The organism is Hydrogenophaga soli (assembly GCF_054777695.1).
Window position 1 is genome coordinate 301,685 of sequence record NZ_BAAHAK010000005.1, and the last position, 23,752, is coordinate 325,436.

Annotated in this window: 24 protein-coding genes and 2 tRNA genes; 12 read left to right on the forward strand and 14 right to left on the reverse strand. The window is 64.6% G+C overall.

The features are described from left to right. Window positions 1–4 precede the first annotated feature (4 nt). Window positions 5–1,228 carry an efflux RND transporter periplasmic adaptor subunit gene (locus ACYVB7_RS11555; RefSeq protein ID WP_460507641.1) on the reverse strand — a complete coding sequence of 408 codons (1,224 nt, stop codon included), beginning with the start codon at window positions 1,226–1,228 and terminating at the stop codon, window positions 5–7. A 136-nt stretch (window positions 1,229–1,364) separates the two neighbouring features. Here ACYVB7_RS11555 and ACYVB7_RS11560 point away from each other — a divergent pair, with 136 nt between their 5' ends. Then, on the forward strand, window positions 1,365–2,006 hold the full coding sequence (locus ACYVB7_RS11560) for a TetR family transcriptional regulator (protein WP_460507644.1): 642 nt from the start codon (window positions 1,365–1,367) through the stop codon (window positions 2,004–2,006). Here ACYVB7_RS11560 and ACYVB7_RS11565 read toward each other — a convergent pair. Continuing rightward, complete coding sequence (locus ACYVB7_RS11565) at window positions 1,952–2,884, reverse strand: LysR family transcriptional regulator (RefSeq protein ID WP_460507646.1); 933 nt, start codon at window positions 2,882–2,884, stop codon at window positions 1,952–1,954. The genes ACYVB7_RS11560 and ACYVB7_RS11565 overlap by 55 nt on opposite strands. Before the next feature lie 104 nt (window positions 2,885–2,988). Here ACYVB7_RS11565 and ACYVB7_RS11570 point away from each other — a divergent pair, with 104 nt between their 5' ends. Together ACYVB7_RS11570 and ACYVB7_RS11575 are read left to right on the forward strand one after the other, a co-directional pair. Beyond that, on the forward strand, window positions 2,989–4,188 hold the full coding sequence (locus ACYVB7_RS11570) for an acyl-CoA dehydrogenase (protein WP_460507648.1): 1,200 nt from the start codon (window positions 2,989–2,991) through the stop codon (window positions 4,186–4,188). A gap of 13 nt (window positions 4,189–4,201) precedes the next feature. Then, window positions 4,202–5,407: a CaiB/BaiF CoA transferase family protein gene (locus tag ACYVB7_RS11575; RefSeq protein ID WP_460507650.1), complete on the forward strand. Its 1,206-nt coding sequence runs from the start codon at window positions 4,202–4,204 to the stop codon at window positions 5,405–5,407. Here ACYVB7_RS11575 and ACYVB7_RS11580 read toward each other — a convergent pair. After that, the gene (locus ACYVB7_RS11580) at window positions 5,392–5,979 is read right to left on the reverse strand and encodes a hemerythrin domain-containing protein (protein ID WP_460507652.1); all 588 of its coding nucleotides are present in this window, start codon (window positions 5,977–5,979) and stop codon (window positions 5,392–5,394) included. The genes ACYVB7_RS11575 and ACYVB7_RS11580 overlap by 16 nt on opposite strands. Window positions 5,980–6,019: 40 nt before the next feature. Between ACYVB7_RS11580 and ACYVB7_RS11585 the strand changes: the two genes are divergently transcribed. Continuing rightward, window positions 6,020–6,538 carry a GNAT family N-acetyltransferase gene (locus tag ACYVB7_RS11585; RefSeq protein WP_460507654.1) on the forward strand — a complete coding sequence of 173 codons (519 nt, stop codon included), beginning with the start codon at window positions 6,020–6,022 and terminating at the stop codon, window positions 6,536–6,538. A gap of 42 nt (window positions 6,539–6,580) precedes the next feature. Here the strand turns inward: ACYVB7_RS11585 and ACYVB7_RS11590 are convergent, their stop codons facing one another. After that, entirely contained in the window at window positions 6,581–7,489 is a 909-nt protein-coding gene (locus tag ACYVB7_RS11590) for a LysR family transcriptional regulator (RefSeq protein WP_460507786.1), read from the reverse strand. A gap of 99 nt (window positions 7,490–7,588) precedes the next feature. Here ACYVB7_RS11590 and ACYVB7_RS11595 point away from each other — a divergent pair, with 99 nt between their 5' ends. Beyond that, the gene (locus ACYVB7_RS11595; protein ID WP_460507789.1) at window positions 7,589–8,665 is read left to right on the forward strand and encodes an ABC transporter permease subunit; all 1,077 of its coding nucleotides are present in this window, start codon (window positions 7,589–7,591) and stop codon (window positions 8,663–8,665) included. 15 nt (window positions 8,666–8,680) lie between these two features. Here the strand turns inward: ACYVB7_RS11595 and ACYVB7_RS11600 are convergent, their stop codons facing one another. From ACYVB7_RS11600 to ACYVB7_RS11625, 6 genes are all read right to left on the reverse strand, one after another. Further along, window positions 8,681–9,394, reverse strand: coding sequence for a CBS domain-containing protein (locus tag ACYVB7_RS11600; protein WP_460507656.1), 714 nt, complete (start codon window positions 9,392–9,394; stop codon window positions 8,681–8,683). Between the two features lie 89 nt (window positions 9,395–9,483). After that, window positions 9,484–10,746 (reverse strand): coproporphyrinogen-III oxidase family protein, encoded by a 1,263-nt coding sequence (hemW, locus tag ACYVB7_RS11605; protein WP_460507658.1) that lies wholly within the window; start codon window positions 10,744–10,746, stop codon window positions 9,484–9,486. Window positions 10,747–10,750: 4 nt separating this feature from the next. Then, window positions 10,751–11,374: a non-canonical purine NTP pyrophosphatase gene (gene rdgB, locus ACYVB7_RS11610; protein WP_460507660.1), complete on the reverse strand. Its 624-nt coding sequence runs from the start codon at window positions 11,372–11,374 to the stop codon at window positions 10,751–10,753. Between the two features lie 45 nt (window positions 11,375–11,419). After that, entirely contained in the window at window positions 11,420–12,160 is a 741-nt protein-coding gene (gene rph / locus ACYVB7_RS11615) for a ribonuclease PH (protein ID WP_460507662.1), read from the reverse strand. An 8-nt stretch (window positions 12,161–12,168) separates the two neighbouring features. Further along, window positions 12,169–13,071, reverse strand: coding sequence for a PP2C family protein-serine/threonine phosphatase (locus ACYVB7_RS11620; protein ID WP_460507665.1), 903 nt, complete (start codon window positions 13,069–13,071; stop codon window positions 12,169–12,171). Then, on the reverse strand, window positions 13,068–14,081 hold the full coding sequence (locus tag ACYVB7_RS11625; RefSeq protein WP_460507667.1) for a serine/threonine protein kinase: 1,014 nt from the start codon (window positions 14,079–14,081) through the stop codon (window positions 13,068–13,070). Before ACYVB7_RS11625 ends, ACYVB7_RS11620 begins: the two co-directional genes overlap by 4 nt. A gap of 59 nt (window positions 14,082–14,140) precedes the next feature. On the opposite strand from ACYVB7_RS11625, the gene ACYVB7_RS11630 reads away from it, so the two are divergent. The 4 genes from ACYVB7_RS11630 (at window position 14,141) to ACYVB7_RS11645 (ending at window position 18,265) form a co-directional block, all read left to right on the forward strand. Then, window positions 14,141–15,043, forward strand: a complete 903-nt coding sequence (locus ACYVB7_RS11630; RefSeq protein WP_460507670.1) for a YicC family protein — start codon at window positions 14,141–14,143, stop codon at window positions 15,041–15,043. Window positions 15,044–15,050: 7 nt separating this feature from the next. Beyond that, entirely contained in the window at window positions 15,051–15,686 is a 636-nt protein-coding gene (gene gmk, locus ACYVB7_RS11635) for a guanylate kinase (RefSeq protein ID WP_460507672.1), read from the forward strand. Window positions 15,687–15,704: 18 nt separating this feature from the next. Further along, window positions 15,705–15,908: a DNA-directed RNA polymerase subunit omega gene (gene rpoZ / locus ACYVB7_RS11640; protein ID WP_460507674.1), complete on the forward strand. Its 204-nt coding sequence runs from the start codon at window positions 15,705–15,707 to the stop codon at window positions 15,906–15,908. A 110-nt stretch (window positions 15,909–16,018) separates the two neighbouring features. After that, window positions 16,019–18,265, forward strand: coding sequence for a RelA/SpoT family protein (locus ACYVB7_RS11645; protein WP_460507675.1), 2,247 nt, complete (start codon window positions 16,019–16,021; stop codon window positions 18,263–18,265). A gap of 1 nt (window position 18,266) precedes the next feature. Here ACYVB7_RS11645 and greB read toward each other — a convergent pair whose 3' ends face one another. The 4 genes from greB to hrcA all read right to left on the reverse strand — a co-directional run bounded on the left by greB (window position 18,267) and on the right by hrcA (window position 20,249). Next, on the reverse strand, window positions 18,267–18,812 hold the full coding sequence (greB, locus tag ACYVB7_RS11650; protein WP_460507677.1) for a transcription elongation factor GreB: 546 nt from the start codon (window positions 18,810–18,812) through the stop codon (window positions 18,267–18,269). 95 nt (window positions 18,813–18,907) lie between these two features. Beyond that, window positions 18,908–18,984, reverse strand: a tRNA-Arg gene (locus tag ACYVB7_RS11655). 110 nt (window positions 18,985–19,094) lie between these two features. After that, window positions 19,095–19,171 (reverse strand) — tRNA-Ile (locus tag ACYVB7_RS11660). Window positions 19,172–19,220: 49 nt separating this feature from the next. Beyond that, entirely contained in the window at window positions 19,221–20,249 is a 1,029-nt protein-coding gene (hrcA, locus tag ACYVB7_RS11665) for a heat-inducible transcriptional repressor HrcA (protein ID WP_460507679.1), read from the reverse strand. Window positions 20,250–20,285: 36 nt separating this feature from the next. On the opposite strand from hrcA, the gene ACYVB7_RS11670 reads away from it, so the two are divergent. From ACYVB7_RS11670 to rapZ, 3 genes are read left to right on the forward strand one after another with little or no spacing between them, the layout of a single operon-like run. After that, window positions 20,286–21,212 (forward strand): NAD kinase, encoded by a 927-nt coding sequence (locus ACYVB7_RS11670; RefSeq protein WP_460507682.1) that lies wholly within the window; start codon window positions 20,286–20,288, stop codon window positions 21,210–21,212. Window positions 21,213–21,224: 12 nt separating this feature from the next. Continuing rightward, window positions 21,225–22,871, forward strand: a complete 1,647-nt coding sequence (gene recN, locus ACYVB7_RS11675; protein ID WP_460507684.1) for a DNA repair protein RecN — start codon at window positions 21,225–21,227, stop codon at window positions 22,869–22,871. After that, the gene (gene rapZ / locus ACYVB7_RS11680) at window positions 22,868–23,728 is read left to right on the forward strand and encodes a RapZ family nucleotide-binding protein (RefSeq protein ID WP_460507686.1); all 861 of its coding nucleotides are present in this window, start codon (window positions 22,868–22,870) and stop codon (window positions 23,726–23,728) included. Before recN ends, rapZ begins: the two co-directional genes overlap by 4 nt. The last annotated feature ends 24 nt before the right edge of the window (window positions 23,729–23,752 follow it).

Genomic DNA, 23,752 nt, shown 5'->3' on the forward strand with positions numbered 1-23,752 from the left:
TCCCTCAGCGTGCCGCAGGGGCGTTGGCCGCAGCACCGGCAGCTTTCCACGGCACCGGCTTGACCGGCGCACCGCCGCGCAGCTTCTGGAAGCCGTCCACCATGACCTGCTCGCCGGGCTTGAGGCCGTCCAGAATGACCCACTGGCCCAGCTGCTGCGTCCCCACCTTGACCGGACGGGGGCTGACCTTGCCGTCCTCGGCCACCACCATCACGGTGTCGCCCTGGGCACTGCGGGTGACCGCCTGCTGCGGCAGGGTGATGGCGTTGCTGGCCGTGGCCAGCTCCAGGCGCACCTTCACAAACAGGCCCGGCAGCAACACGCCACCGGGGTTGGGCACCTCGGCCCGCAGGGTCACCTGGCCCGAGGTGCTGTCCACGCTCAGGTCGGAAAACAGCAGCTTGCCCGCCTTGGGATGCTCGGTGCCGTCGTCCAGCACCACCCGCACCGCGGCCGCCTCGGCCCCGGCCTTCTTGAGCTGGCCAGCCTCCAGCGCCCGGCGCAGCTTCAGCGCCTCGGTGGCACTTTGGGTGAAGTTGACGTACAGCGGGTCGATCTGCTGCACCAGCGCCAGCGGCGTGGCTTCTCCCTGCCCCACCAGCGCGCCCTCGGTCACCAGCGCCCGCCCGATGCGCCCGCTGATGGGCGAGGTGACGTTGGCGTAATCCAGGTTGATGCGTGCCGTCTGCACCGCGGCCTTGGCCACGGCCACGTCGGCCAGGGCCTGCTTGTGCGCGGCCTGGGCATTCACGAACTCCTGCTGGCTCACGGCCTTGGCCTCTACCAAGGGCTTGTAACGTTCGGCCAACGCGGCGGCCTGCGACAGGTTGGCCTCGGCCTTGGCCAGGGTGGCCTGTGCACTGTCGAAGGTGGCGCGGTGGCTGCTGTCGTCGATCTGGAACAAGGGCTGTCCGGCCTTCACGTCGCTGCCTTCGCGGAACAAACGCTTTTGCAGGATGCCTGCCGCACGGGCGCGCACCTGGGCCACGCGGGAGGCTTCGAGCCGACCCGGCAGCTCGGTGAGCAGGCCCACGTCACCGGGGGTGACCGTGACCACCCCCACCTCGGCAGGCGGCATGCCCCCGCCGGGCGGTGTGGAGCCGCTGCCGCCTTGGCCACAGCCCGCCAGGGCCAAGGCCCCCGCCAGGCCCACCGCCGTCAGGGCCGATGGAAGGTTCAAACGGTTGCGGGCGCGGCGCGTCAGCGCAAAAAAATGGGAGTGGTGCATGGCGTAAACCCCAGGGAAGAAAATCTTGCAGAAAGTCACAATTCAAGCGGCTGCCGCAGTATACATACACGAATGTATGTTTGCTGATGGGTCACAATAACCCTGTGTGAATGCATGGTAAAGAGAAGAAACTGACGTGAGACGAACCAAAGAAGATGCCCTTGCCACCCGTCAGCTGTTGCTGGACGCCGCCGAGCGGGTGTTTGCCGTCAAAGGGGTGTCGCGCACCTCGCTGGCCGACATTGCCCAGGCGGCAGGCACCACCCGCGGGGCCATTTACTGGCACTTCAAGAACAAGGCCGACCTGTTCAACGCCATGATGGACCGCATCACCCTGCCCATGGAGTCGGCGCTGTGCGAGCACGCCCAGAGCGAGGCCCAGGACCCGCTGGAGCAAGTGGTGCAATCCATGCTGGACGTGATGCACAAGGTGGCCCACGACCCACGAACCCGGCAGGTGTTCGAGGTGGCCACCCTCAAGGTGGAGTATGTGGACGAACTGCTGGCCGTGCAGGAGCGGCACCGGGCGGTGTACAGCCGCTGTGTGGAGCAGATCCAGCACGGCATTGAAACGTCGGCCCAGCGCCAGGGCCTGCAACTGACGGTGCCCACCCACCAGGCGGCCAACGGCTTGCATGCACTGGTGATCGGGTTGATCCAATCCTGGCTGGTGGCACCGGACACGTTCAACCTGGAGGCCACCGCACGCCAGGTGCTGGCCATTTACCTCAAGGGCTTGCTGGGCTCGACCACACCCACTGCACCGGCCACCTGCTGAACCAGCCAGTCCCGAAACGCCGCCAACGCCGGGCGCTCCGGGCGGCTGGGCTGCACCAGGCAGTAGTGGCGGCCACTGGGCCGCCGCTCGTCACACGCCACCACCAGGGTGCCCCGCGCCAGTTCGTCCTGAATCAACAGCGTGGGCATGAGCGCCACGCCCAGCCCCGCTGCTGCTGCCGTGGCCTGCATGGAAAACAGCTCGTAACGCGGCCCGGCCATGGCCTTGGGGGCGTCCACACCCAGCGCGTCGAACCACTGCCGCCACGCCTCGGGCCGGGTGGCGGGTTGCAACAGCGGGGCCTGCGCCAGTTCGTGGGGCGTCCAGGTTCGGCCCCGGGTCAGCAACCCAGGGCTGCACACGGGCACCACCTGCTCGGCCAGCAGGGGCAGGGCCTCCACCCCCACCCACTGCTGCACCTGCTCGGGCGTGCCAGCGTACACGGCGGCGTCCACCCCCGAATCGGTGAACAGGAAGGGCCGGGTCCGCACCTCGATGTGCACCTGCAACTCGGGGTGCAGCCGCATCAGCCCGGGCAGGCGGGGAATCAGCCAGCGGTTGGCAAAGGTGGGCACCACCGCCAACGTGAGGGCGTCGCCCTCGCCTTGGCGGCCCATCAGGTCCAGGGTGTCACGCTCCAGGGCGTCCAGCTGGCGGGACACGCGGCGGGCATAGTCCACCCCCGCCGGGGTGAGGGCCATGCCGTGCTGGCCGCGTTTGAACAGGGGCACGCCCAGAAAGTCTTCCAGCGCCGCCACCTGCCGGGAAATGGCCCCTTGTGTCAGGTTCAGCTCCTGGGCCGCACGGGTGAAGCTGCCGTGGCGTGCCGCGGCCTCGAAACAGGCCAGGGCCTGGGTGGTGGGAATCTTTCGCCTCATGAGTCATGAGATTAACTCATGAATGACCGAGAAAAAATGGCTTGCAGACGGTCACTTATGCCAAATACGATCAACAGCATTGTCAACCCTTCACCCGAAACACCATGAGCACTTCCGCCGCACGCTTTCAATGGGACGATCCTTTGCTGCTGGACCAGCAACTGACCGACGACGAACGCGCCATTCGTGACGCCGCCCGCGCCTATTGCCAGGACAAGCTCATGCCCCGGGTGCAACTGGCTTTCCGCAACGAAAGCACCGACCCGGCCATCTTCCGCGAGATGGGCGAGCTGGGTCTGCTGGGCCCCACCATCCCCGAGCAGTACGGCGGTGCTGGCCTGAACTACGTGGCCTACGGCCTGATCGCCCGCGAAGTGGAGCGTGTGGACAGCGGCTACCGCAGCATGATGAGCGTGCAGTCGTCCCTGGTGATGGTGCCCATCCACGAGTTCGGCAACGACGCCACCAAGCAGAAGTACCTGCCCAAGCTGGCCAGCGGCGAATGGATCGGCTGCTTCGGCCTGACCGAACCCAACCACGGCTCCGACCCCGGCAGCATGCTGGCCCGCGCCAAGAAGGTGCCCGGTGGCTACTCTCTCTCGGGGGCCAAGATGTGGATCACCAACTCCCCCATTGCCGACGTGTTTGTGGTGTGGGCCAAGGAAGTGGAAGAAGACGGCACCGTGGGTGCCATCCGCGGCTTCGTGCTGGAAAAGGGCTGGAAGGGCCTCTCTGCCCCCGCCATCCACGGCAAGGTGGGCTTGCGTGCGTCCATCACCGGGGAAATCGTCATGGACGAGGTGTTCTGCCCCGAAGAAAACGCCTTCCCCGAGGTGCGTGGCTTGAAAGGCCCGTTCACCTGCCTCAACAGCGCCCGCTACGGCATCGCCTGGGGGGCCCTGGGCGCGGCGGAGTTCTGCTGGCACACCGCCCGCCAGTACACGCTCGACCGCCAGCAGTTTGGTCGCCCGCTGGCGGCCAACCAGCTCATCCAGAAAAAACTGGCCGACATGCAGACCGAAATCACCCTGGGCCTGCAAGGCTGCCTACGCCTGGGCCGCATGAAGGACGAAGGCACGGCCGCCGTGGAAATCACCAGCATCATGAAGCGCAACAGCTGCGGCAAGAGCCTGGACATTGCTCGCCTGGCCCGCGACATGATGGGCGGCAACGGCATCAGCGACGAGTTCGGCGTGGCCCGCCACCTGGTCAACCTGGAGGTGGTCAACACCTACGAGGGCACGCACGACATCCACGCCCTGATCCTGGGCCGTGCCCAGACCGGCATCCAGGCGTTTTGCTGAAAGGCCGCTGAACATGGCGGACAACCCCACCGAAACCGCCCCACCCCGTCCGCTGGACGGTGTGAAGGTGCTGGACCTCTCCCGCGTGCTGGCCGGACCCTGGGCGGGCCAGCTGCTGGCCGACTACGGGGCCGACGTGCTCAAGGTGGAGCGCCCCGAAGTGGGCGACGACACCCGCCACTGGGGCCCGCCCTGGTGGGAGCCCTGCGCCCCCGATGCCAGCGCCAGCGCCGACGCCCACCCGGCCACGGCCCGCACCGCCGCCTATTTCATGTGCGCCAACCGGGGCAAACGCTCGCTGGCCATCGACCTTGCCACGCCCGAGGGGGCGGCCCAGGTGCGCGCCTTGGCCGCCCAGGCCGACGTGCTGCTGGAGAACTACAAGGTGGGCCAGTTGGCCAAGTACGGGCTGGACGCCGAGAGCCTGCGCGCCCTCAACCCCGGGCTGATCTACTGCTCCATCACCGGCTACGGGCAAGACGGCCCGCTGTCGCACAAGGCGGGGTACGACTTCGCCATCCAGGCCGAAGGCGGCTTGATGAGCATCACCGGCGAACCGAACGGTGAGCCGCAGAAGGTGGGCGTGGCCGTGGTGGACCTGATGACCGGGGTGTACGCCACCACCGCCATCCTGGCCGCGCTGCACGAGCGCCAGCGCACCGGACGGGGCCGACACATCGACGCCTCGCTGTTCGACGTGCAGGTGGCCATGCTGGCCAACCAGGCCAGCAACCAGCTCATTGGCGGCAAGACGCCCCAGCGCATGGGCAATGCCCACCCCAACATCGTGCCCTACCAGGTGTTCCCCACCGCCGACGGGCACATGGTGCTGGCCATTGGCAACGACGGCCAGTTTGCTCGCTTTTGCATAGCAGCAAATGACGCCAATAAAGCAGCAGATCCTCTTTTTTCCACAAACGCTGCACGCGTGGCCAACCGCGCCACGCTGATCCCGCTGATCACCGGCTGGACCCTGCAGCGCACCACCGCCGAATGGGTGGCGTTGCTGGAACATGCCGCGGTGCCCTGCTCCCCCATCCTGGACGTGGGCCAGGTGCTGGCGCACCCCCACACCCAGGCCCGGGGCATGACCCTCACCGCCAGCACCGACGGTGCGCCGCCCATGGTGGCCAACCCCATGCGGCTGGACGGCCAACGCCCGCAAAGCCCCCTGCCCCCGCCGGGGCTGGACAGCCTGGGCGGTCAATCCCCCTGGTGACGGGGGGCGCTGCGGCGCGCCTGCATCTCGTGGCCCATGGCCGCCAGCACCTCGGGGGGCAGCAGCGCCTGGGCGGCGGGGTAGACCACCCCGTCTTCCAGCGCGATGTGCTGCGCGTAATGCCCGGCAAAGCGGGCCAGGTGTGCATGCTCGGGGTCCGTCAATGGCACCCAAGGGGCGGCGGGTTCATGGGCCGCCACGCGTTGCAGCACGGCGCGGGCGGCGGGCCAGTCGGCGGACATGGCGGCATGGTCTTGCTGCAAGCGTTGCACGGCGGCGCACAAGGCGGCGTCACCCTGCGCCAGCAGCGGGGGAAACACATGCAGCTCTTCATCCTGGTGGTGATGCGGGGCGGCCAGGTCAAAGTAACGCATCACGTCCGATGCGGCAGACGCCGCCTGCCCATCCCAACCGCGTTGCGTCAGGTGGTCGGCCAGGCGTTGCATGAGCGTGAGTGAGCGTTGCACCCGCTCGTGGCAGGCCGACAGCATCTCGAACGGCTGTTCAAACCCCACACCGGGGGCACGGTGCCCAGGCACCGCTGAGGAAGGCATGGGCATTTTGCCGGCCATGTTCAAATCTCCTGTCCACCATCCCACCGTGCAGAACCCCATGGTCCCCATCGACATCGTCACCGGCTACCGCCCCGGCCTGATCGGCCAGGTGGTGAACCTGCATGCAGCCTACTACAGCCAGTCCATGGGATACGGACAACCCTTCGAAAGCCGGGTGGCTGCCGGGCTGGCCGAATTTGCGGGCCGGTTGGACCACCCCTGCAACCAGGTGTGGACGGTGTGGCACCAGGGGGTGGTGGCTGGGTCGGTGGCGATTGACGGCCAGGACCTGGGGAACCACCTGGCGCATTTGCGCTGGTTCATCGTGGGCGATGCCTTGCGCGGCACCGGCGTGGGCCGCCAGTTGCTGACGCAAGCGCTGCAGTTCTGCGACGACCAGGGGTTTGACGCCACCCACCTGTGGACGGTGCGCGGGCTGGACGCCGCCGTGCACCTGTACCAAAGCCAGGGTTTTGCACTGGCTGCGGAGTACGACGACCATTCCTGGGGAAGGCCTGCGCGGGAAATGCGATTCGAACGCCCTCACCCCCACCGCACGCCATCCAGCACGCCATAGAGCGGGCCACTCAGCGCTCCATCAAACGCGCCGCCAAAGGCCTCAGCGGCCTGAGGGCGGGCGGGACACCAGGTGCTCCCGCAAATGGTCCACAAACACCCGCACCTTGCTGGGCACATGCCGCCCGGAGGGCCACAGCGCCTTGAACTGGCCATGGGCCCCGCAGTGCGGCGCCAGCACCTGCACCAGCCCGCCTTGGGCCCGCGCGCCCAGCGCCCAGAAGTCGGGCATGCAGGCGATGCCCAGGCCGCGCAAGGCGGCATCCAGCACGGCCTCCATGTTGTTGCAGGCCAGCACGGTTTTCAGCGGCGGCAGTGACACATCGGCTGCCGGGTCCAGCACCGGCCAGTCCAGCAATTTGCCGGTGTCGGGGTGCCGAAAACGAACGCTGCGGTGGCGAACCAAGTCCTGGATGTCCTGGGGCTGTCCCCATTGCGCCAGGTAGTCGGGCGACGCCCACAGCCCCAGCGTGAAGGTCTGAAGCGGCACCGACACCAGGCGCGAATCCGGCAGGTCGCCACTGCGGATGGCCACGTCGATGCGGTCTTCAATCACGTCCACCGTCCGGTCGGTGTAGTTGATGTCCAGCTCCACCGCCGGATACCGCGCCAGAAAGTCCGACACCAGCGGCATGAGGAAGTGGTAACCCACGATGGGTGCACTCACCCGCAAGCGGCCACTGGGCACTGCGCGGCTGTGTTGCAGCAGGGTGTGGGCTTCTTCCAGGTCGTCCAGAATGCGTTTGCAGCGTTCATGGAAGGCGCGGCCCTCTTCGGTCAGTTGCACCTTGCGGGTGCTGCGTTGCAACAGGCGCACACCCAGATCGTGCTCCAGGCGGGCCACGGCCTTGCCCACCGCAGACGCCGAGATTTCCAGCACCCGGCTGGCGGCCACAAAACTGCCGGTGTCCACGGTTTTGACAAACGCCTGCAGGCCGGTGAGCTTGTCGATCTTCATGCCACTTGATTCAAGAAATTTTTTCCGTAAAGAACGGAGTTCTGGCCAGTTTATCGGCGATTCCATCCAAATTAACCTGCACGCATGCCCCAGATGCCTTCAAGCCCCCTGCTCGCCTTGCACCGACTTTCCGCCCGTCGCTGGTGGGGTTGGGGGTTGCTGCTGGCCTTGCCCCTGGTGTTGCAGCCCCTGGGGCTGCATTGGGTGCGGGTGGCCGACGTCTGCCTGCTCTACGTGCTGCTGGCCTTGGGCATGAACGTGGTGGTGGGGTTTGCCGGGCTGCTGGACTTGGGTTTTGTGGCCTTTTACGCCGTGGGCGCCTACCTGTTGGCCTTGCTGGCGTCGCCGCACCTGTCGGTGCACTTTGCGGCGGTGCAGGCCCTGTTCCCCGCGGGGCTGCATGCGCCGTGGTGGGTGACCCTGCCTGCTGCTGCCGCATTGGCGGCAGTGGCGGGCATGTTGCTGGGGCTGCCCACGCTCAAGCTGCGGGGTGACTACCTGGCCGTGGTCACGTTGGGCTTTGGGGAGATCGTTCGCATCCTCATCGTCAACCTGTATCACCCGGTCAACCTCACTGATGGGGCGCAGGGCATCGGCTTCATCGACCCATTGCACATCGGGGGCTGGAGCCTGAACCGCGCTTGGACGCTGGGTGGCCCGGGCGGGCTGCGCCTGGAACCGGTCACCTTGCACTACTACCTGTTCCTGGCCATGGTGGTGCTGAGCGTGGGTGTGTGCCTGCGCTTGCAGCGCTCCCGCATCGGGCGGGCCTGGATGGCCATCCGCGAAGACGAAATGGCCGCGCAGGCCATGGGGCTGAACACCCGCAACCTGAAGTTGCTGGCCTTTGCGGTGGGGGCCGCCATGGGCGGTGTGGCCGGGGCGCTGTTTGGCGCGTTCCAGGGGTTTGTGTCGCCGGAGGCGTTCAGCCTGCAGGAGTCGGTGATCATCGTCGCCATGGTGGTCTTTGGCGGCATGGGCCACATCCCGGGCGTCATCCTGGGGGCCGTGTTGCTCAGTGCACTGCCCGAAGCCCTTCGCTATGTGGTCGGCCCGTTGCAAGCCCACACCGACGGGCGGCTGGATGCGGGGGTGCTGCGCCCGGCCCTGATCGGCCTGGTCATGGTGGTGACCATGCTGGTGCGCCCGCGGGGGCTGTGGCCCGCGTGAACGCCTGTTGAACCGTCAGGTCCACAGGTCCAGCGGGGGATCGTGCACCACGGCCTTGAGCACATCGGTGCGCGACACAAAGCCCACCAGCTCGTCGGACAGGGACACCACGGGCAATCCGGGCAGGCCGGCGTCGATCAGCACCCGGGCCACGCGCCGCAGCTCGGTGTCGGGCAAGGCGGCGGGCACCGGGGTGATCATCACCGAGGCCACGGGTTGCATCAGCCAGGCGCGCCACACCAGGGTGCTGTGCTCGGGCGACGGCAGGTGGTCCAGGCTCAGCAGCTCGGCCCGGGTCAGCATGCCCACCAAATGCCCTTGCGCGTTGAGCACCGGGGCCTGGCCCACATGGGCGTCGGCCAGGGCCTGCCAACCCTGCTGGATGGTCTGGGTGTCCAGGACGGACGTGGGTTTCACCGTCATCACCTCGGCCACGGTGCGCAGCGGGTGACGCACCGGGGGCGGTGGGGTCTGCACCTTCTGGTACGCCCCGGCGGCGTGCTGTGCCGGGGACGACGGCGGGCTCGACGGCTCTGAAGGGTGGTGCGCCTCGCGCTCTGACACCTGCTTCAACAGCCGACGGAAGGGCTGGGCGTCCACATCGTCCATGTGGTCGGTGACGGCGTTCAGGGGCGGCGTGGCCTGCAGGCCCAGCGTGCGCGAGACGCGCTTGAGGTCTTCCATCGGTCCGCGGAACAGCGGGCCGCTGGTGCCGAAGATGGAAAACAAGCGGGGCCTCCTGAGGTCGTGATTCAGGGCGCATGGTCCACCCATGCACCCTCAGCGTCAAGCCACCCGCGGCCCTGCCCGTTCGAGCGTCACGGCAAAAACAACGACTGCAGGTCGCTCAAAAAGTCAAAGCCCCGCTCGGTGGGGCGGATGGTCTGCCAGTCGCGGCTGATCCAGCCCTGGCGCTCGGCCTGGGCCAGCCCGGTTTCGAACGCCCCGGGCGGCAGGCCGGTGCGTTCGGTCAGCCACGCCACCGGGAAGCCCTGGCGCAGGCGCAGGGCGTTCAGCATGAATTCAAAGGGCAACTCGTCCCGCGCCACCTCGTCGTGCTGCACCACGGCGTTGCCTTGCGTGGCCAGGCGCATGTACAGCGCGGGCTCGCGGGCGCGCACCTGGCGCAGCACGCGGTGGGCAAAACTCAGCTTGCTGTGGGCACCCGCGCCCAGACCCAGGTAGTCGCCAAACTGCCAGTAGTTGAGGTTGTGGGCACAGCGGTGGCCCGCACGGGCGTAGGCCGACACCTCGTAGCGGTCCATGCCCAACGCCCCGGTGGCGTCGGTGATCTGGTCGAGCATGGCGTAGGCGTCGTCGTCGTCCGGCAGTGCGGGCGGGTGCTTGGCAAACCAGGTGTTGGGCTCGATGGTCAGGTGGTAGACCGACAGGTGCGGCGGCGCAAACGACAGCGCGGTGTGCAGGTCTTCCGCGGCCTGGGCCAGGGTCTGGCCCGGCAGGGCGTACATCAGGTCCAGGTTGAAGGTGTCGAAGGCACGGGCGGCCTCGTCCACGGCGGCCAGGGCCTGGGCGCGGTTGTGCACCCGGCCCAGGGCCTGCAAATGCCCGTCGTTGAAACTCTGCACGCCAATGGACAGGCGCGTCACCCCCGCTTGGCGGAAGGCCTTGAAGCGGTCGGTTTCGAAGGTGCCCGGGTTGGCTTCCAGGGTGATTTCGGCGTCGGGCTCCACCCGCAGGCGGGCCCGCACGTCGGACAGCAGGCGGTCGATGCCCTCGGGCGAAAACAGGCTGGGCGTGCCCCCACCCAGAAAAATGCTGTGCACCGTGCGCCCCCACACCAGGGGCAGCGAGGCGTCCAGGTCGGCCCGCAGGGCGTCCAGGTAGGCGGATTCGGGCAACTCACCCGGCACGGCGTGTGAATTGAAGTCGCAATAGGGGCACTTCTTCAGACACCAGGGCAAATGGATGTACAGCGTCAGCGGTGGCAACGCACCCAGTTGCAGGGTGCCGGGGCGCATGAGGTGGAGCACGTCGAACGCGCCGTCCACGGTGGACGACGAGGCCGACGGCGCTGCGGGCACAGGCACCACCGGCACCACCGTTTCAGACGTGGAAACCATGGCCTCAGGCCGCCGGGGCCAGCCAGTGGTCGCGCATCAGCGCCACCATCTGGGCGCTGGCCTTGCCGCGGTGGCTGTGGGCGTTTTTCACGTCGGGCGGCAGCTGGGCAAAGGTTTTGCCAAACGAGGGGATGAACATCACCGGGTCGAAGCCAAAGCCCCCGTCACCCACGGGCTCGGGCGCGATGAGGCCGCTGACGCGGCCCACGGCCACCAGGGGTTCGGGATCGTCAGGGTGGCGCACAGCCACCAGGGTGCTGACCATGGCGGCCCGGCGATCGGTGATGCCCTGCATCTGCTGCAACAGCGCGGTGACGTTGTTCGCATCGCCTTTGGGCAGGCCAAACTGGGTGGCGTAATACGCCGTCTGCACGCCAGGAAGACCGCCAAAGGCGTGCACGCACAGCCCGGCGTCGTCGGCCAAGGCGGGCAGGCCGGTGGCCGCAGACGCATGGCGGGCCTTGGTGAGGGCGTTTTCCAGGAAGGTGTGGAAGGGTTCCTCCGCCTCGGTCACGCCCAAGGCCCCTTGGGCCACCAGTGTCACGCCCAAAGGCGTGAACATGGCCTGGAGTTCTTTGAGCTTGCCCGCGTTGTTGGACGCCAGCACCAGCTTGAATTCATCAGTCAAAATGGCCTCTACCGCTTTATTTACAAGCGCAAGCAGCTATCAAAATCAGCTGTTCAGGTGGGGTTGCAGCGCCGCGCGCTGGTGCTGGATCAGCTCGGCAATGCCGCGCTCGGCCAGATCCAGCAACTGGTTCATTTCGGGGCGGGTGAAGGCCGCGCCTTCGGCCGTGCCCTGCACTTCCACAAAATGGCCCGCGCCGGTCATGACCACGTTCATGTCGGTGTCGCAGGCCGAGTCTTCGGTGTACTCCAGGTCCAGCAGGGGCGTGCCTTGCACAATGCCCACCGACACCGCGGCCACGGCCCCCAGCAAGGGGCTTTGCGTGATTTTTCCGGCGGCCAGCAGGGCCGACACCGCGTCGTGCGCGGCCACGTAGGCCCCGGTGATGGCCGCGGTGCGCGTGCCGCCGTCGGCCTGCAGCACGTCGCAATCGAGGGCGATGGTGCGTTCACCCAGCAGCCGCAGGTCGAACACGGCCCGCAGGCTGCGCCCGATGAGGCGCTGGATTTCCTGGGTGCGCCCGCTCTGCTTGCCCTTGGCGGCTTCGCGGTCGCTGCGGGTGTGGGTGGCGCGGGGCAGCATGCCGTATTCGGCGGTCACCCAGCCCTCACCCGAGCCGCGTTTGTGCGGTGGCACTTTTTCCTCGACCGAGGCCGTGCACAGCACCTTGGTGTGCCCAAACTCGATGAGCACCGAGCCCTCGGCGTGCATGGTGTAGTGGCGGGTGATGCGGATGGGGCGCAGCTGATGCGCCGCGCGGCCGCCGGAACGGGTGTACTCAGACATGGAAAAGCTCAGCCCTTGCGGGCCGCAGTGCGCCGGATGGCTTCGTTGATTTCAGCGATGGAACGCTCGATGGCGTCTTCGTCCAGTTCTTCCCCGGCATCCAGGCCATCGCCTTGGATGGTGGACTCGAACTCGCCCACGCCAATGGAGTCGGTGGAAATGCTGCGCGTGGGCTCGAACGCGTCGGGGGTTTCCCACTCCATGGCCAGGATGGTCACGTTGTCGCTGTTGGCTCCGGCCTTGCGCAAGGCCCGTTCGGCCAAGTCAGGCACCGCCTGGGCCACCGGGTGGGCGGAGAGCACGTTGACGATTTCGTGGTCGGGCAAGGCGCTCCACAGCCCGTCGGAGCACAGCAGCAGTTTGTCGCCCTGTTGCAGGGTGAGCGGGGCCGACAGGTCGTAAATGGGCCGCTGGGGCGAGCCCAGGCAGGTGAACAACACATTGCGGTTGATCAGGTCCTCGGAGCCACGCCCCAGGTGGGCATGCTGCTCCATGTAGGAATGGTCACGGGTGCGGGTCAGCAACTGCCCATCGCGGACCAGGTACATGCGGGAGTCACCGCAGTGCACCCAGTGCAGGCAACCGTGTTCCACCACCGCCGCCACCAGGGTGGTGCGGGGAGAGTCGATCATGCCTTTTTCAGAGGCATACCGAACAATCTGGTGGTGGGCCGACAACAGGGCACTGGAGAGAAATTCGGGCACCGCCCCCACCGTGGGGTGAGCGGCCCGCTGGAAGTACGCCGACACGGTTTGCAAGGCCAGCTGCGCCGCCACTTCACCATCTGGGTGCCCTCCCATGCCGTCGGCCAGCAGAAAGAGGCCGGATTCCCGCGTGTAGGAGTACCCCATGCGATCTTCGTTCTTGGCACGGCCACCCCGACGGCTCACCTGGAAGACGGAAAACTTCATTTGGCCGGTGCCTTTGCGATGTCGGTCCGTGGTTTGCTCTTGGGCTTGCCGTCAGCCCCCAACAGGCTGTCGAGCTGCAAACGCATGCGTTCACCCATGCTGAGCTTGGTGTAGCTGCGCTCGGTTTCCCGGCTGAGTTCCTTTTGCAGGGCAAACACCGACTGCGGACGCGACAGCGGGTCCAGGGCCATGCACCACTCAACCACCTCAATCAGGTTGTCGGAATACACACCCCGCAAACGGGACAGCGCCAGGGACAGGCGGTCCTTTTCCTGCCGTTGCGGGGCGTCGTTGGGCGGATAACCTTGCATGCAAGCGTAGATGCAGGCCCCGATGGCGTAGATGTCGGTCCAAGGCCCCATGGCCGTGTCTCGCCGGTACATTTCCGGTGCCGCAAAGCCGGGGGTGTACATGGGCCGGATGAAGTTGCCTTCCTTGCTCAGCACCTCGCGGGCCGCACCAAAGTCAATCAACACCGCCTTGTTGTCGTCGGTGATGAAGATGTTGGCGGGCTTGATGTCGAGGTGCAGCATCTTGTGCTGGTGCACGATGCGCAGCCCACGCAACACCTCGTCGAACAGCGAGCGGATGGTGGACTCGCGAAACACCTTCTGTTTCTTGAGTTCACGTGCGGTGATGATGAAATCCTGGAGGGACGCGCCTTCCAGGTAATTCATGACCATGTAAACGGTGTCGTTCTCGCGGAAGAAGTTGAGCACGCTCACCACAGAGGCATGCGAGATCTGGGCCAACGCCCGACCTTCCTCGAAAAAGCTCTTGAGCCCCAACCGATACAACGACAGCTTGTCAGGCTGAACCTGGGGCGACAACTCCCCCACGCCTCGCGTGGCCAGCGATGCGGGGAGGTATTCCTTGACGGCCACCTGCTGACCCTGGGGATCCAGGGCCAGGTAGACCACCCCGAAACCTCCGGCAGCAAGTTTGCGAATGACGCGGTAGCCCCCAATGACCGTGTCGGCTGGCAGCGGCGCGGGTTTGACCTTTGACATAATTCTTAGTTGGCTGCCCCGTCTCAGTGGGCAGATATACACCCTTTGGGAACCAGCCGATGTCAGTTTACAGCATGACCGGGTACGCCAGTGTCCACAGTGACCCTGTGGGCGCAGACGGCACCACCACCCCTCCACTGGGGTTGGAAATACGCTCGGTCAACAGCCGATTCCTGGACCTCACCTTCAAGCTTCCGGACGATCTCCGGTCTGCCGAACCGATGCTGCGCGACCTGCTGGCGCGTGAATTCAAGCGCGGCAAAATCGAAATCCGGGGGTGGATTGAAGGTCGACAAGACAGCGGCCCCCGCATGCCCACCAGTGCCGAGCTTCAACGCCTCAACACATTGCAAGACGGTGTGCGTGCCTGGTTGCCTCAGGCCACCCCCTTGTCGGTGGCCGAGGTGCTGAGTTGGACCACTCGCCAGCAACCCTCGCCCGCAGGACTGCAAGACCAGTTCTTGGCTTTGGCCACCACAGCCATTGATGCGCTCAAGGCGGCACGGGGCCGGGAGGGTGAGCGTTTGACGCAAATGCTCAAAGGCCACGCCAAAAAGCTCAGCGAGCTGTCTGCCAAGGCGCAACCGCTGATCCCGCAACTGGTGGAACAGCAACGGCTGCGTTTTCTGGAGCGGTGGAACGACGCCCTCCAGGGTGCTGGCGGCAGCAGCGCCGACAGCCCTGCGGCCCAAGACCGGGCGCTCAGCGAAGCGGCCGCATTCGCCATCCGCATCGATGTGGCCGAGGAACTCACCCGGCTGTCGTCTCACCTGCAGGAAATCCAGCAGTTGCTCACCAAAGGCGGTGAGCTGGGCAAGCGCCTGGACTTCCTCATCCAGGAACTTCACCGCGAAGCCAACACCCTGGGATCCAAATCCTCCAGCCTGGAACTGACCCGCATCTCGGTGGACATGAAAGTCCTGATCGAGCAAATGCGCGAACAGGTTCAAAACATTGAGTGACCACAGCATGAACGCGCCTTCCAGCGAATACCCCGGCAACCTGTTTGTGGTTGCAGCCCCCTCAGGAGCGGGCAAATCCAGCCTGGTCAATGCCCTGATGGAGGTGGACTCCCGCTTGGCCCACTCGGTGTCGCACACCACACGCCCCCCACGCGGGCAAGAGGTCCACGGGCGTGAGTACTACTTCGTGTCCAATGAACAGTTCGACACCATGGTCGCTCAGGACTCGTTTCTGGAATGGGCCAAGGTCCATGGCAACCGCTACGGCACCTCCCGGCACGCCATCGAGGAGCGGATCGCCCAGGGGGGCGACATCATCCTGGAGATCGACTACCAGGGCGCACTGCAAGTCAAGAAACTGTTTCGAAACGCCATCCTGATCTTCATCCTGCCGCCGAGCTGGGATGAGCTGAAGTCCCGCCTGCAGCGCCGGGGCGAAGATGCCCCTGAAGTCATTGAGCAGCGCCTCATCAACGCCGCCCAGGAAGTCGCCCAGGTCAAGGAGTTTGATTACGTCATCATCAATGAGCGCTTCGAGCTTGCGCTCTTTGATTTAAAATCCGTGGTCCACGCGCAGCGGCTCAAGTACGCCGCCCAGAGCCGCACCAAGGCTGAAACCTTTCAAGCCTTGGGCATTTCCTGAACCCCCATCTGATTCACCATGGCCCGCATCACCGTCGAAGACTGTCTGGAAAAAATCCCCAACCGCTTTCAGTTGGTGTTGGCGGCGACCTACCGCGCTCGCATGCTGAGCCAAGGCCACACCCCCAAGATCGACAGCAAGAACAAGCCTGCCGTGACGGCTCTGCGCGAGATTGCTGCGGGCAAAGTGGGCCTGGAAATGCTGAAGAAAGTTCCCATCTGACCCGTCGGTCTGTTTGACCCCACCCAAAAGCACCGCACGCGGTGCTTTTGTTTTTTCATCTTCCTGCAACACTGCCGACAAGGGTTGTCGGTTGTCGGTACAGTAGCGGCATGAGCATTCCCGGTCGGTCCGAGATCCCCCCAACCCCTTCGTCCAATGCCGCTGCGGCCAGTTTCGCAGCCCTGGTTTCCTCATTGGACTACCTGTCGCAAGCCGACATCGACAACGTTCGGCGCGCCTATCGTTTTGCCGATCAGGCCCATTTGGGCCAATTGCGCAAGAACGGTGACCCCTACATCACCCACCCCATTGCGGTGGCGCTCCAGTGCGCAGAGTGGAAGCTGGACGCCCAGGCCTTGATGGCGGCACTGATGCACGACGCCATGGAAGACTGCGGCGTCACCAAGATCGAACTGATCGAACAGTTCGGTGCTCCCGTGGCCGAACTGGTGGACGGACTGACCAAACTCGACAAACTGGAGTTTGACAACCGGGAGCAAAACCAGGCCGAGTCCTTCCGCAAGATGCTGTTGGCCATGGCCCGGGACGTGCGGGTCATCCTGATCAAACTGGCCGATCGCAGCCACAACATGCGCACCATGGGGGACATGCCGCGCAGCAAATGGGAACGGATTTCGCGGGAGACGCTGGAAATTTATGCGCCCATTGCGTATCGATTGGGGCTGAACACCACATTCCGCGAACTTCAGGACCTGGCGTTCAAACACATCTACCCGTGGCGCTACGGCATCCTGTCCAAGGCCGTGGGCCGCTCTCGCGCCCGCCGCAAAGACCTCATCTCCAAGGTCAAAGCCGAGGTGAAAGAGGCCATTGCAGCCAAGAACCTGCACGCCAAGGTGCTGGGGCGTGAAAAAACCCTGTATTCCATCTACAAGAAGATGGACGACAAGCGCCTCAGCTTTGCCCAGGTCACCGACATGTACGGGTTTCGGGTGGTGTTTGAGGACCTGATGGATTGCTACACCGCATTGGGTGTGCTGCACCAACTGTACAAACCACTGCCCGGCAAGTTCAAGGACTACATCGCCATCCCCAAGGTGAACGGCTACCAGTCCATCCACACCACCCTGGTGGGGCCGTTTGGCACCAACGTCGAGTTTCAGCTGCGAACCACGTCCATGGACGTGGTGGCCGAGTCTGGTGTGGCGGCCCACTGGCTCTACAAAGCCGCTGCGCCTGAAAGCGCCGCAGCACAGCGCCTGGGCAACCAGTGGTTGCAGTCCCTGCTGGACATTCAACAGGAAACCAAGGACGCCGCCGAGTTCTGGGACCACGTCAAGATCGACCTGTTCCCCGACTCCGTGTACGTGTTCACACCCAAAAGCAAAATCCTGTCCATGCCCCGCGGCGCCACGGTGGCCGACTTTGCGTACACGATCCACAGCGACATTGGCAACCACATGGTGGCCGGCAAGGTCAACGCCGAGCAGGTGCCATTGAGCACCGAACTGAAAAACGGCGATGTGGTGGAAGTCATCACCTCACCCGATCAACGCCCCAACCCGGCCTGGCTCAGCTTTGTGCGCACCGGGCGTGCGCGCTCGAAAATCCGGCATCACCTCAAAACCATGGCGCACGACGAGTCCCGAACGCTGGGAGAAAAGGTGCTCCACCAAGCCCTTCGCGCAGAAGGAATGGCCGACTTCCCCGACCCTTACGCGCGCGACCTTCAGGGCCTGTGGGAAAAACTGCTGCGCTTCACCGGCAACCGATCTGTCGACGAATTGCTGGTGGACATCGGCATGGGCAAACGCATTGCCAGCATGGTGGGCAAGAAACTGGCCATGCTGCTGGCCGAGCGCGGCATCAAGGCCGACGTGGTGCTCATCAGTCAGGCACGGTATGCCGAAGAAAAGGAAACCATCAGCCAAGGCGTGGTCACAATCGACGGCAGCGAAGGTGGATCGGTCCAGTTCGCCAACTGCTGCCACCCCATCCCCGGTGACCGCATCGTGGGCTACCTGGGGCGCGGCGAAGGCTTGGTGGTGCACACCGAGGAATGTTCGGTGGGCAAAAAACTGCTCTACCGAGACCGCGAACGCTTCTTGGAAGTGGAATGGGCAGAAGACACCGCCCGCACTTTCGAAGTGGCCCTGCTGGTCACTGTGGAAAACGGCAAAGGGGTGCTGGCCCGGGTGGCCTCCACCATCGCATCTGCTGGCGCCGACATCACCCACGTCAACATGAATGACGAGCGCGCTCAGTTGGCAACCGACCTGCGTTTTGCCATCACCGTGAAAGACCGGGCCCATCTGGCCGATGTGCTTCGTTCACTGAAACGGACACCATCGGTTTTGCGTGCACAACGCATTCGCCCTGGCAAAGAGCGGGCTTGAATCAGTCGTAGTGCACATCCAGCACTTCGACCGACTCCGCGCCCGACGGTGTCATCACCGTCACCTCGTCCCCCACCTTTGCCTTGAGCAAGGCCCGAGCCACGGGTGAAATCCAGGTGATTTCCCCCTGGCTGCTGTCCGCTTCATCCAAACCCAGAATGCGGACGGTCACTTCCGCCCCCGAAGGCCTCAAGTAGGTCACCCGGGCGCCAAAGAAAACCTGATCTGTGCCGCGATGGACGGAGGGATCGACGATTTCCACATGGTCCAGCCGCTTGGTCAGGAATCGGATGCGGCGGTCAATTTCCCGCAAGCGTTTTTTGCCGTAAAGGTAATCACCGTTTTCGGAACGGTCGCCATTGCTCGCAGCCCAGTGCACCACCTCGACCACCCGGGGACGCTCCTCATCAATGAGCGTCAGCAACTCGTTGCGCAGGCGGTCATAGCCTGCTCGGGTGATGTAGTTTTTGCCTGAATGGACAAGGGGAGAACCGACGCTGTCTTCGTCGTCGTCCTGATCCGTTTCTCGGGTGAATGCTTTGCTCATGTCACACAGAACAGTTGCACATCAAGGGCCAAAGCGCCTTGAGGATCAGAAGTGAAAAAGCCTCGCAACTTCTTCAAGTTGCGAGGCTTCCATTTTGGTGCGGCTGGCAGGATTCGAACCCACGACCCCTTGGTTCGTAGCCAAGTACTCTATCCAACTGAGCTACAGCCGCTGAAGCCATGATTATAACGCGAAAATCGATGGCTCTTCAACTTTTTCAAAACAATCTGCATTCACCGGGTGTTTGCACATTGCCGTCACACGATGAACCCCTCGGGTGACTGGTAGGGCGTGCTGGGCTCGAACCAGCGACCAAGGGATTATGAGTCCCCTGCTCTGACCAACTGAGCTAACGCCCCGACCAACCCGACATTGTATGCCGGGCTGCCCAGGGCGCAGAAAACGTGTTCAACCTGTGGGCTTGTTTTGACTGAGGGCGTTGGACACCAGCTTGGACGTGATGTCCACGATCTGGATCATTCGGTCATAGGCCATGCGCTGCGGGCCGATGACGCCCAGCGTGCCCACCACGGTGCCGTCCACCTCGTAGGGTGCTGAAACAATGGCCAAGTCTTGGTAAGGCACCACCTGACTTTCGCCCCCGATGAAGATGCGCACCCCATCGGCCTGCTCGGACACGTCCAGCAGCCGCATGAGTTGTGCCTTTTGTTCGAACAGGTCGAACATGCGGCGCAGGTTGCCCAGGTCGTTGGAGAAGTCGGACACGGTGAGCAGATTGCGCTCCCCGGAGATGACCACCTCGTCCTTGGAGGCCATGGCCTGCATGCCCACGTCCACCGCTGTTTGCATGAGTGCGGTGATTTCACCTCGCAACGTGTCCACCTCGGCCCGGAGGCGCTCGCGAACCACGTCCAGGCTGAGTCCTGAAAAATGCGTGTTGAGAAAATTGGCTGCCTCAACCAGCTGACTGGCGGTGTAGGTCACTGGCGTGGTGACCACCTTGTTCTGCACATCCCCATTGGGCGAGACGATGATGACCAGGATGCGCTGCTCGGAGAGCGCCAGAAACTCGATGTGCCTGAACACCGACGCATGGCGCGGCGTCATCACCACACCCACAAAGTGAGACAGGTTGGACAGCAACTGAGCCGCATTTGAAATGACGCGCTGAGGCTGATCGGGCTCAAAGCCCGTGGGCGGCAATTCGGTGGACAGGTCGAGCGAGTCACGGCGCACCGTCAGCATGGTGTCCACAAACAGCCGATACCCCTTGGGAGTCGGAATGCGCCCGGCCGACGTGTGGGGGCTGGCGATGAGACCCAAGTCTTCCAAGTCACTCATCACGTTGCGGATGGTGGCTGGCGACAGGTCCAGCCCCGCGGCTTTCGACAAGGTGCGAGACCCCACGGGCTGACCGTCGGCGATGTACCGTTCGACCAAGGTCCTCATCAACAACTGTGCGCGACTGTCTAGCATGCGTGCCCTAGGTTTGAGCTGTGTTGTAATTTCAGCATGATTTTGCCCGGGCAAACGCCACCGTCCAACCCTTTGGCCAACCCTCCCCGATTTGGCCGCGTGGCCGTTGTGGGGAAGTACCAGGCCATGGGTTCCCGAGATGCGCTCGACAGCATTGCCGCCTTCGTGGTGGGCCAGGGTTGCGAAGTGGTGCTGGAACACGAAACCGCCCACAACACCGGCCTGACCCAGTACCCTACCCTTTCCTTGCCCGACATCGGCGCCCAATGTGATCTGGTGCTGGTGGTCGGCGGAGACGGCACCTTGCTGGGCGTGGCCCGGCAGTTGGCCCACCACGGCGTGCCGGTGATCGGCATCAACCAAGGGCGGCTGGGCTTCATGACCGATGTGCGCTTCGAGGAGTTTCCCGCCACCCTGTCGGCCATGTTGAGGGGAGAGTACGAGGAAGACCCGCGAACCCTGATGCATGCCGAGGTGTGGCGCGACGGTGAGTGCATCTTCGACACCCTGGCCATGAACGATGTGGTGGTCAACCGCACGTCGGCTGGCATGGTGGAAGTGCGCATCGAGGTGGGCGGACGCTTCGTGGCGCGCCAGCGCGCGGACGGCCTCATCATTTCCACACCCACTGGCTCAACGGCGTACTCGCTGTCGGCAGGGGGGCCCTTGCTGCATCCGTCGATTGGGGGTTGGGTGATGGTGCCCATTGCGCCCCACACCCTGTCCAACCGCCCCATTGTGCTGCCCAGCACCCAAGAAATCGTGGTCGAAGTGGTGGGCGGACGTGAAGTGAGTGCCAACTTCGACATGCAGACCATCACCAGCCTGCTGCACGGCGACCAGATCCGTGTGCGAGCATCTACCCACACACTGACGCTGCTGCACCCCCTGGGATGGAGCCATTTCGACACCCTGCGCAACAAGCTGCACTGGAATGAAAACACCGTCGGTGCCCAGCCCTGACCTTGCCTGTTCATGAGCCTGCTTCGCATTGCCCTGAAAGACTTCGTGATCGTCCCTCACTTGGACCTCGACCTGGCCCAAGGCTTCACCGCGCTGACGGGGGAGACCGGTGCCGGCAAATCCATCTTGATTGACGCCTTGCAATTGGCCTTGGGTGGAAGGGCCGACCCGACCGTGGTGCGGGCTGGACAGGACAAAGCGGACATCACCGCCGAGTTCCAACTCACACCCGACGTGGCCGAGTGGCTCACCGCCCAAGACCTGGATGCATCCGAATCCACGGTGCTGCTTCGGCGCACCGTGGACACCCAGGGCCGCAGCAAGGGATGGATCAACGGCACACCCGCCAGCGCCACCCAGTTGCGCGAATTGGGGGGATGGCTGGTGGACATCCACGGTCAACACGCCTGGCAGGCCCTCACGCGACCCGACTCCACGCGTGCCTTGCTGGACGGGTACGCCCGCATCGACACCACCGAGATCGCCAGCCTGTGGCGCCAATGGAAAGACGCCACGGCGGCCTTGTTGGAATCCCAGCAAGCGGCAGGTGAACGCCAGTTGCAGCGCGAAAAACTGTCCTGGCAAGTGGCCGAACTGGACAAACTTCAGCCACGGCCCAACGAGTGGGATGCCTTGCAAGCCGAGCACCTCAAGCTGGCCCATGTGCACAGCCTGCTGGAAGCCGCAGAACAAGCCAGCCAATGCCTGGTGGATGCGGAAGTCAACGCCTTGGACCTGGTGAACCGTGCAACGCAAAGCCTTGCGGCGCGTGAACACCTGGAACCCGAGTTCACCCGTCTGCGCCAACTGCTGGACCAAGCCCAGGTGCTGCAACAGGAAGCTGCGCGTGACCTGCACGCCTACAGCCGCCGAACCGAAGCCGACCCCCAGCGCCTGAACCAGCTGGACCAACGCCTGAGCCAGTGGATGGCGCTGGCCAAACGCATGGCCTGCGCCCCCGAAGCGCTGGCCAGCACCCATGTCCGCCTGCGTGAGCAGTTGCAGGCACTGGACAGCGCCAGTGACACCGAGCAACTGACCCAACGCGTGGACGCTTGCTATCAGAAATTGATGGGAAAGTGCAAAGAAATATCCAATCTCAGGCTTGAATACAAAGACATTCTTGCTATGGAAATCTCTAACAAAATGCAAGACCTTGGGATGAACGGCGGGGTGTTTGAGGTGGTGCTGAACCCACTGACCCAACCCCAATCAACGGGCATGGAAACCGTGGAATTCCGGGTGGCCGGACACGCGGGGGTGGAACCCCGCCCCATTGCCAAGGTGGCCTCTGGTGGAGAACTGTCGCGCATTTCGCTGGCCATTGCCGTCAGCACCAGCCGCGTGCGGGGCTGTCCCACGCTGATTTTTGACGAAGTCGACTCTGGCGTTGGAGGCGCGGTGGCCCACACGGTGGGGCAACTGATGGCCGACCTGGGCCAACACCGCCAAGTGCTGGCGGTGACCCACCTGCCTCAGGTGGCGGCCTGCGCCCACCACCACCTGCGCGTCACCAAGGCCGAACAGCTGGGACACGTGCGCAGCCAAGTGGAACCGCTGACGCCTGAGCAACGGGTGGATGAAATCGCCCGCATGCTGGGGGGTGCGGTGGTGACCGACACCACCCGCGCCCACGCCAGAGAGATGTTGTCGGCATGAACACGCTTGAGTTGGTGCTGATCACCGGCATGTCCGGCTCCGGCAAATCGGTGGCACTGGCGGCACTGGAAGACGTCGGCTACTACTGCGTGGACAACTTGCCGCCGGAGCTGATGCTGGCCTTCGTGCGCCTGCAGGACCAGCACCGGGTGCGCAAAGTGGCCGTGGCCATTGACGTCCGCAGCAAGTCGGCCCTGCCCGACGTGCCCTACCTGCTGGGTGAACTGAAGGGCCTGGGGGTCAAACTCACCCCCATTTTTCTGGATGCTTCCGACGAAACGCTGTTGCGCCGGTTCTCCGAAACGCGCCGAGCCCACCCGCTGTCCAGCCGCACCGAAGGAACGGACGGCCCTGCCGCCCTGCTCGAAGCCATCGGACAGGAACGGGAGTTGACCCAAAGCCTGCGGGAGCGGGCCTCGGTGATCGACACCAGCCTCATCAAACCCGCCAAGCTGCTCAGCCTCATCAAAGACATGGTGGGCGTCACCCAGCATGGGCTGACGTTGGTGTTTGAGTCGTTTGCGTTCAAACGGGGCATCCCACTGGACGCCGACTTTGTGTTTGACGTTCGCATGCTGCCCAACCCCCACTACGACCCGGAGTTGCGGCCCCTCACGGGCCGGGACGCCCCTGTGGCGGACTACCTCCGCCAGCAGCCGGAAGTGCAGCGCATGCAACACCACATCGCCGCCTTTCTTCACAGCTGGCTGCCCGAACTTCGGCATGACCACCGCAGCTACGTCACCGTGGCCATCGGTTGCACCGGTGGCCAACACCGCTCGGTCTATTTGGTGGAAACGCTGACCGCCGAATTTGCGGCGGACTGGCACGCCCGCGCTCGCCACAGGGAGCTTTGACCCTCCAGCCCCCCCACGGGGGCG